Source organism: Candidatus Bipolaricaulota bacterium (genome assembly GCA_021159055.1).
In the GTDB taxonomy this organism is placed as follows: domain Bacteria; phylum Bipolaricaulota; class Bipolaricaulia; order UBA7950; family UBA9294; genus S016-54.
The window spans coordinates 1-8,784 of record JAGGSO010000111.1 but is presented as its reverse complement, the minus strand read 5'-3'; the positions used below and the strand labels follow the sequence as shown (position 1 = coordinate 8,784).

Sequence of the window (8,784 nt, the reverse complement as noted above, 5' to 3'; positions counted from 1 at the left end):
CCCGTTCGCCAAGAGTTTGCCGTCCTTCTCGACGATCTCTTCCATCAGCGCGAACCCGAGCCCTTGGGCGACACCGCCCTCGACCTGCCCCTCGGCGAGGCGGCGGTTGATGATCCTCCCTGAGTCGTGCACCGCGACGTAGTCCACGACCGAGGTCTCACCGGTGACGAGGTCGACCTCCACCTCGGCGATGTGGGAGGCGTAGGCGTAGACCATGTACGCCTTCCCAAGCCCTGTCTCCTGGTCCCAGTCGACCGGCGGGGTCCTTCCCCAGCCCTCGACCGCCGGGTCGAGGTTGCGCATCCAGAACTCACCCGCGATCCTTCCCAGATTCTCCCCGATCTCGTCCTTCGGGATCCCGAGGTCAGCAGCGACAGCATCGATCCTTTCCCGCAGCTTGCGCGCGGCGTCGACGATCGCCAGGCCGCTCATCATCGTCCCGCGCGAGGCCACGGTCGGGCCGGAGTCGGGGACGCGGGAGGAGTCGACCGGAGCGAGCTGGATCCGCTCGGCCGGGATCCCGAGCGCCTCGGCCGCGATCTGGGTGAGGGCGGTGATCAGCCCCTGCCCCATCTCGACCGTACCGATTGCCACGGTGACCGAGCCGTCCGCCTCGAGCTTCATGTACGCTCCGGCCTTGTCGAGGAACGGCGATTTGCCTCCAAGCCCAACCCCGTACATGATGCTCGAGATCCCAAGGCCGCGGCGACGGTCGCGGTGTGTCGCGTTGAACTCCTCGACCCGCCTCAGTCTTTCTTTCCAACCTGCGAGCTCTCCGGCCCGCTCGATCGCTGCCAGGATCCCGACGCTTTCGTTCAAGACCTGTCCGGTCGAGGTCTCGTCCCCGACGCGCAACGCGTTTTTGCGCCTGATCTCCAGCCGGTCGATCCCGAGTTTCTCGGCGAGCTTGTCCATCTGCGACTCGTGGGCGAAGATCACCTGCGGGCTTCCGAACCCGCGGAACGCGCCGCAGGGGACGGTGTTGGTGGCGACCGAGCGCGCGTCGACCTTGACGTTCGGGATCCGGTACGGCCCGGCTGCGTGGACGAGCCCGCGCCACAGAACCGCGGAGGAGAGGGTCTGGTACGCACCGGCGTTGTAGATGAAGTCGACCTCGACCGCGGTGATCGTCCCGTCCTTCTTCGCCCCGGTCTTGTAGCGCACGATCGATGGATGGCGCTTGCTCGTCGTCAACAGGTCTTCATTCCGCTCGAGGACGAGCTTCACCGGGCGGCGCGCCTTCCACGCCATGAGCGCGGCCAACGAGGCGATGAGAGAGGGGACGTCCTCTTTTCCCCCGAATCCGCCCCCGGTCGTGGTCTGCACCACCCGCACCTTGGACAGCGGAAGCCCGAGCACCCGCGCCACTGCCCCCTGCACGTAGAACGGGCACTGCATCGTCCCGTAGATCGCCATCACCCCGTTCTCCTCGGGGACGGCGAGCGCCCCCTGCGTCTCGAGGTAGGCGTGCTCCTGGTAGCCGGTGCGGTACTCCCCTTCGACAATCACATCCGCCTGGGCAAAGCCATCCTCTACATCCCCTTTGCGCACGCGCATGTGATTGAACACGTTCGGCCCTTCCTCCACCGCCTCAGGAACCGCGACCTGGGGGGCGTCGGGCTTTACCGCCTCCAGCGGATCAGAGACGACGGGAAGGGGGTCGTAGTCTATCCGCGCCCGCTTCGCCGCCTCTCGTGCCGCGGCACGCGTTCGGGCAGCAACGAGCGCGATCGGCTCGCCGGCGTAGCGGACGATTTCCTTAGCCAGCGCCGGCTGATCGTCGTAGATCACGTGCACCACGTTCTCACCCGGCACGTCGTCTGCGACAACCGTACATACCACGTCGGGATTTTCCTCCACCGCGGAAAGATCGATCCCGTTGATCCGGGCGTGCGGGTGCTCACTTCTGATTACAGCACCGTAAAGCATGCCGGGGAGGGCGAGGTCATCGACGTACCTCGCCTCTCCCCGGACCTTGTCTATCGCGTCCGGGCGGTCGATCGATGCTCCGATCCAGCCGCCCAACTTGAGTTTCTCTTCCAACCCTAGAGTCGACCTCCCATGACAAGTGTAAGGATCGCCTTCTGGGTGTGCAACCGGTTCTCCGCCTGGTCGTAGATCCAGGAGAGCTCGTTGTCGCACACCTCGGGGTCGGCCTCGTTCCCGCGGTCGATCGGCATGCACTGGAGGAGATAGCCCGGGTTGGTGAGCTTCTTCTGCCGCTCCACGGTGTAGCGCCAGTCCTGGTACTTCTGGGCGAGCTTCAGCTCCTCTTCCTTGCCGATCTCGTAGCGGCGGCCGGTGAACCAGTTGCGCGGGAACACGACCGTCGCCCCGTCGAGCGCCTTGTCCATGTCGTGCACGATCTCGAACGATCCGCCCGACTTGCTCGCGAGCTCCCGGCACTGGTTCATCACGTTCGGGTCGAGGTCGTACTCGGGCGGGTTGGCGATGACCACGTCCATCCCGTACATCGCCGAGATCAGGGCCGTCCCCTGCACCGAGCAGCGGCCGCGGACCCACGGGGTGTACGCCCAGGTGATGACGATCTTCTTCCCCTTCACCGAACCGTCGAGCTTCTCGTGCATCGTGTAGATGTCAGTGAGCGACTGGCACGGGTGGTTGATGTCCGATGCCATGTTGATGATCGGCACGTCGGCGTACTCGGCGAATTTGCGCATCACCTCGTCGCCATGGCCGTAGTATTTGATGGCATCGTCCAACAGCCTGATCCCGATCCCGTCGCAGAACCGGGACATCGCCTTGGCGGTGTCCTTCACCGTCTCCCCAGCGCCGGGCTTGTCCTCAAGGGACAGGCGCAGGGTCTTCGGGTTGATGAACTGGGAGTGACCGCCGAGCTGGGTCATCGCCGTCTCAAACGACATGCGCGTCCGCGTCGAACCGGCGAAGAAGAGCATGGCGAACGTCTTGTACTCGAGGTACGGATGGGGCTTGCGACTGTAATAGAGCCCTTTCAGCTGATCGGTCAGCTTCATCGCGATGTCGTACTCTTCCTTCGTCCAGTCGACCTCGCTGATCAAGTCTCTACCCCGTAAATCGAACCAACTCATGGTCCCTCCTTAGCCCATGATCAGGGCCATCATCCCCTTCTGCCCGTGCAGGCGGTTCCCCGCCTCCTCGATGATCACCGAGTTCGGCCCGTCGATCACCTCGTCGGTGACCTCCATGTCGCGGTCGGCCGGGAGGCAGTGCATGTAGATGGCGTCGTTGGTCAGCTCCATCTTCTCCTTGGTCGTGATCCAGTCCTTGTTCGCTTCGAAGATCGCCTTGGCCTTCTCCGGATCCATCGGGCCGGAGCCGTCGGTCGGCTGGACCGTCCACGCCTTCGGGTAGACGACGTCGGCGTCCTTGAACGCCTCGTTCATGTCGTGCACGATCTGGAACTTGCCGCCGTTTTTCTTGGCCAGATTCTTCGTCGCTTCGAGCACCTTGGGATCGAGGTCGAGCCCTTTAGGATGGGCGAGGGTCACGTCCATTCCCATCATCGCCGCGGAGATGATCGCCGACTGCGGTACCGCAAGCGGCTTCTCCACCGAGCCGGAGTACGCCCAGCTCATCACGAACTTCTTGCCCTGCAGGTTGTGGCCGAGCTTCTCCTGCATCGTCATCACGTCGGCGAGGGCCTGGCACGGGTGGTACATGTCGTCCTCCATGTTGATCACCGGGATGCGTGCCCATTTGGCGAACTCCTGGATGATCAGATGGCCCTTCCCGTACTGCCAACCGGTGTGCTTCCCGTAGATCCGGATCGCAATCGCGTCGCCCATCTCGGCGAGGACGCGCGCTACATCACTGATCCGCTCGGTCTTGTACGCGATCTCCTCTCCCTTGAGCGCCGGGGTGTACACCGCCCCTGGCTGGAGGAAGTGGGCGTGACCGCCGAGCTGGGTCATCCCGGCCTCGAACGAGTTGCGCGTGCGCAGCGACGCGTTGTAGAACAGCATGAACAGCGTCTGGCCGTCGAGGATCCGATGCGGCTCGCGCCGGATCTGCTTTCGCTTCAGCTCGTGAGCGGTGTCGAGCATCGCCTCGATCTCGTCCCGCGTGAAGTCGAGCCAGGTGAGGAAATCCCGTCCGCGTAAACTGGTACTAGACATGTGAACCTCCTAAAGTTAGTTTTTGGTTATCGTCGTTCCTGCTTTGCCCTCGAGGGCCTCCATCGCCTTTCCGAGGGAGGTGATGATCGCTCGCTCCCCACCGGCCTCGATGAATCGGATCGCGGCGCGCACCTTCGGCTCCATCGATCCCTTGGCGAAGTGGCCTTCCTCGCGGTAGCGCTTCGCCTCCTCGACCGTCATGTGGGAGATCCCCCGCTCCTGCGGGGTCTTGTAGTTCAGCTTCACTTCATCGACATCGGTCAAGATGAGAAAGATCTTCGCCTCGACATCGACCGCGAGCCGCTCGCCGGCGAGGTCCTTGTCGATCACCGCATCGACCCCGGCGAGTTTTCCGTCCTTCTTGACGACCGGGATCCCGCCCCCGCCGGAGGCGATCACGATCGAGCGGGCGGCGATCAGCTGGCGGATCGCCTCCTTCTCGAAGATCTCGATCGGATCAGGGGAAGGTACGACCCGACGCCAACCGCGGCCGGCGTCTTCTTTGACGACGTATCCCTTCTCCGCGGCCAGGCGCTTCGCCTCCTCCTCGGAGTAGAACGGACCGACCGGCTTGCTCGGATTCTGGAACGCCGGGTCGTTCTCATCGACCACCACCTGGGTCACGACGGTGGCGACCGGGATATCACCCTTCCCCACCTCCTGAAGGAGGTTATGGAGCGACTGCTGGATCATGTACCCGATCAGCCCCTGCGATTCCGCGCCGCAGACGTAGAGCGGCATCGGCGCGGCGACGTCCTTCGCCGTCTCGTTCTGCAAGAGGATGTTCCCCACCTGCGGGCCGTTCCCGTGCGTGATCACGAGCTTGTACTTTCCGGAGAGGACCATCTGCGTCAGCTGCCTGCAGGTCGTCTCGACGTTCGCCATCTGCTCTTCGAACGTCCCCTTCTGCCCCGGCTGGAGGATGGCGTTCCCTCCGAGGGCGATCACCGTCACTTTCTTCTCATTTGTCATTTGATCACCTTTCTTTTAATTTATAGCTTATCGCACAGGATGTAAAATGATAACCGATTCCGGGTCATTTGACATCCCAACTACAGCCGATTTCATTCCGCCTCCACGAACCGCGCCAACGTCTCAAGTGCGGCGCGGATCGAGCTGATCTCCACGTACTCATCCGGCTGATGCGCCTGGGCGATCGAGCCCGGACCGTATATCCCGACCGGTATCCCGAGCACGGGGACGATCGCAACCGCATCAGTCGAGTACGGTGCGATCTCCGGGCTGACTTCCGCTTCGGGATAGACCGCGCGCAGGAAGCGTTTCACCCACGGATCAGCAGGATCGGAGACGATCGGAGCCTTGTCGTTCAGGATCTCCGTCGAGAATTTCCCCCCGTACTCATGCACTGCTTCGTGCCCCAACTGCTCGACCGCGCGCATCACCTCGTCGCGTGCTTGTTGTGATACCGTGCGCGAGTCGATCCGCACCCGCGCTTCCGCCGGGACGATGTTCACCTGTACCCCGCCGTGGAGCTCGCCGACGTTGAGCGTGGTGCGGCCGCGCCCCGGGACGGCCTCCCAGCCTTCCGCCTCCTCCCGCAGCCTGAGCGCGAACCGGGCCGCAGGCAGGATCGCGTTTATTCCCAGCTCGGGGACCGAGCCGTGCGCCGCTCTTCCGGTGAACCGCGCCTCGACCCACAGCTCTCCCTTCTGCCCGATGTATCCCTTTCCCCCGGTCGGCTCGAGGATGAACAGGAAGCGGGCGTCGTCGATCAGGCCCGATTCGGCGACCGTCGCTGCGCCGCGGTAGGCGTGCTCCTCATCTGCGGTAAGAGCTAGAACGATGTCCTGCTTCGGGGTGATTCCCTGCCGTGCGAGCTCCCGCGCGATCTGGAGGATCACCGCAACACCGCTCTTCATGTCTGCCGCTCCCAGCCCGTAGATCCGATCTCCCTCCAGTTCGGCGGCGAACGGGGAATGAGACCACTCGCGCTCATCGGCGCGCACCGTGTCGAGGTGGCCGCACAGGACGACCGAGCCTGAATTTTTACCAGGGATCCGCGCCACGACCGAGCTTCGCCCCTCCTCGAGGGGAATGCGGGCAGAGTCGATTCCGGCATCTTCGAGAATTCCTTGGACGAAATCGGCGATCTGATCCTCTCCCCCCGGCGGATTCATGCTCGGAATGCGAATGAGTTCACGGGTGAGTTCGACAACCTCCCTCATTGCCGTTGCACTAATCTCTAGCATCACACACCATCCACACCCTTTGAAGTTGCCACAGAATTGCGCAGGCAAGGAACCTATCACCCGGATCAGAATGAACTCCCAGTGGAGCCGTGTATTCAGGAGGTCTTCGGACAATGAAGTTCATAACCGCGATCGCCACGTAGGTTGACATTATGCTTACCAGAAGCTCATTAGCATTGAAGCGCCACCGAAGCAAGGAGAGAACTGCCCGGACACATAATGCATGGACCTAATTTGTGGATTGAAAGCAATATTACCCCGATAAGATACGAAAGTTTACCTTTCCATAAGTGGCCCAACCCTTGCGGGGCTGAAAGAGTGAGCACATCGGTAACTTCCTGGAGCTGTACCCGAAAAGGCATCAACCACTCCTTCTATGTCAGTCTGACATTCAGCTAAGCTGTATGATAGCATTACAACTAATCCGCGTCAAGGGACGGATCTTGGTGCGCCAGGAGAACGTTACTAAGCAAAAAAGTAGCGTTCGGTTACGTGTGCCCCGGGAAAACATGGTCGCCGCCCTGATGGAAAGCTATCATGCCACCCGGGTACACTAAATGGAGTACTATCTAAAATTATCAGAACAGCTTGAGCTGTTTCGGCTCTTCTGCCTCGATCGGGATCTTCACGGTCCCGTACACCCCGTCGTAGCCCGGTTCGATCACGAGCTCCCGCCGCCGTACCTTCCTGATCCCGTCGAGGATGCGCGCGGGGACGCCGGAAGCGAGCTCTTCCTCCGGAAGATCGAGCAGGATGCGGAACTCGGAACCGAACCGCTTGATCAGCCGGTCGTACTCCTGAGAGACCCCCTTGGTGTTCACCCCGGTCCCCAGCGCTTGAGCGATGATCTCGGGAAGAGGGACGAGACTGCGGAACGGCGGCCGGTCGGTCGGAAGATCATCAGGAGGACGATCGGCAAGGTCCTCCACCCGGTGCATCACCCCGACGGTGAGCGGTTTCCCGCAGACAGGGCAGCGGTTGCCGCGCTTGATCGCCTCGCGCGGGGGGAGGACGACCCCGCAGGCGCGGTGCCCGTCGTAGTGATACTTCCCCTCCTCGGGGAAGAACTCGATCGTCCCCAGGAACCGCTTTGGGTCGCGCGAGCGCATCGCATCGATCATCCCAGCATAGCTTGGGGCAGGCAGATCGAACAGGGTCGCCTCGCGGCCGAGTTTCGCCGGGGAATGAGCATCGGAATTAGAGATCAGGGTGATCGAGTCGAGGGCGGACAGGCGCCAGTTCATCGGCGGATCGCTTGACAGCCCCGTCTCGATCGCGAATATCCGCTCGGTGTACTGCCCGAAGCACTCCGCAAGCGTATCGAACCCCGACCGCGATCCGAACACCGAGAACCACGGAGTCCAGGCGTGCGCCGGGATCACGACCGCGTCCGGAGCTGCGCTCCAGATTATCTCAACCAGGTTGATCGCCGAGCTTCCGAACGTTGGCCGGCCATCAGCAGCGAGGTTTCCGATCCTCCCCAGCTCCTGGTTGATCCGGGCGACCGCCTCCAGCGACGGAGCAAGGATCAACAGGTGTACCTTGCGCACCTTTCCCCCCTGCGACCAGATCGCCGACAGCTCGGCGGTGAGCATGAACCGCACCCCGGCGTAGGTGTAGAGGCCGTTTCCCTCCGGGACGAGGTTGGCCTTGAGCTCGGCGAACCAGCGGGGATGGGTAAAGTCGCCCGTCCCCAACACGTCGATCCCCTTCACCTTGGCCCAATGAGCGAGGTTGGGAAGGTCGGTCTGCGGGCTCGTCGCCCGCGAGTAGTGCGAATGGATGTGAAGATCAGCTATCAGTCTCATCGGATCGTTGTGGGTACGGCTCTTCCTGACAATCGACGGTGAACGAATCCACAAACACCTTGGCGTAGAATATCCGCGCCGTGTACTCCGGTGCTTCGATCGAGAACAGGGCGACTTCTCCCGGCTCCAGTTCGAGGATCTCGGCCGTCCCCTCGGTCAGGCGGACGTTGTCGGCGCTGTAGAACTTCGCTTTGATGACCACGGAATCCAGAGTGCGATCGGAGCGGTTGACGACCTCGCCGGTCACGGTCGCTGGCCAGCCGAGGGTGAGGTTCCACTCCCGGATCACCGCCGGGGACTGCACCAGGACCTCCTTGGTCACCGTGCTCGCCACCCCGCGGTCGTCGGTAACGACGAGGGTGACGTGGTACGTTCCCTCGTGCGGGAAGCGATGGGAGACCATCCCGTAGCCCTCCTGCGGCGGTGACCCATCCCCGAAGTCCCAGGAGAGCGCGGTGATGTAGTGACCAGGGACGGTGGTCGAGTGATCGAAGAAGTTATAGTCGAGCTTCCCTTGGCTTCCATCCGGGCACCACGTGAAATCAGCGGTTGGCCGTACCACCGGACCAAAGCAGCCGGTAATATAAACTAGCAAGTGAAAGAGGGAGAACATCGCACCGCTGATGGACAACTTAATGCAGAGAGTCG

General features: G+C 62.4%; 7 protein-coding genes. All 7 read right to left on the bottom strand.

The window, feature by feature from the left end; translation table 11 throughout:
* A partial coding sequence (locus J7J55_05805; GenBank protein MCD6142214.1) for a xanthine dehydrogenase family protein occupies positions 1-2,043 on the bottom strand: 2,043 nt, incomplete at its 3' end.
* Between the two features lie 2 nt (positions 2,044-2,045).
* The gene (locus J7J55_05800; protein ID MCD6142213.1) at positions 2,046-3,071 is read right to left on the bottom strand and encodes an ornithine carbamoyltransferase; all 1,026 of its coding nucleotides are present in this window, start codon (positions 3,069-3,071) and stop codon (positions 2,046-2,048) included.
* A gap of 9 nt (positions 3,072-3,080) precedes the next feature.
* Positions 3,081-4,118: an N-acetylornithine carbamoyltransferase gene (locus J7J55_05795; protein MCD6142212.1), complete on the bottom strand. Its 1,038-nt coding sequence runs from the start codon at positions 4,116-4,118 to the stop codon at positions 3,081-3,083.
* Between the two features lie 15 nt (positions 4,119-4,133).
* A complete protein-coding gene (arcC, locus tag J7J55_05790; protein MCD6142211.1) occupies positions 4,134-5,090 on the bottom strand; it encodes a carbamate kinase in 957 nt (318 codons plus the stop codon).
* Between the two features lie 92 nt (positions 5,091-5,182).
* Positions 5,183-6,328, bottom strand: coding sequence for a M20 family metallopeptidase (locus tag J7J55_05785; protein MCD6142210.1), 1,146 nt, complete (start codon positions 6,326-6,328; stop codon positions 5,183-5,185).
* Between the two features lie 578 nt (positions 6,329-6,906).
* Positions 6,907-8,136, bottom strand: a complete 1,230-nt coding sequence (locus J7J55_05780) for a DNA helicase UvrD (protein MCD6142209.1) — start codon at positions 8,134-8,136, stop codon at positions 6,907-6,909.
* Complete coding sequence (locus tag J7J55_05775) at positions 8,120-8,698, bottom strand: PKD domain-containing protein (GenBank protein MCD6142208.1); 579 nt, start codon at positions 8,696-8,698, stop codon at positions 8,120-8,122. The genes J7J55_05780 and J7J55_05775 overlap by 17 nt, the downstream gene beginning before the upstream one ends.
* Positions 8,699-8,784 lie beyond the last annotated feature (86 nt).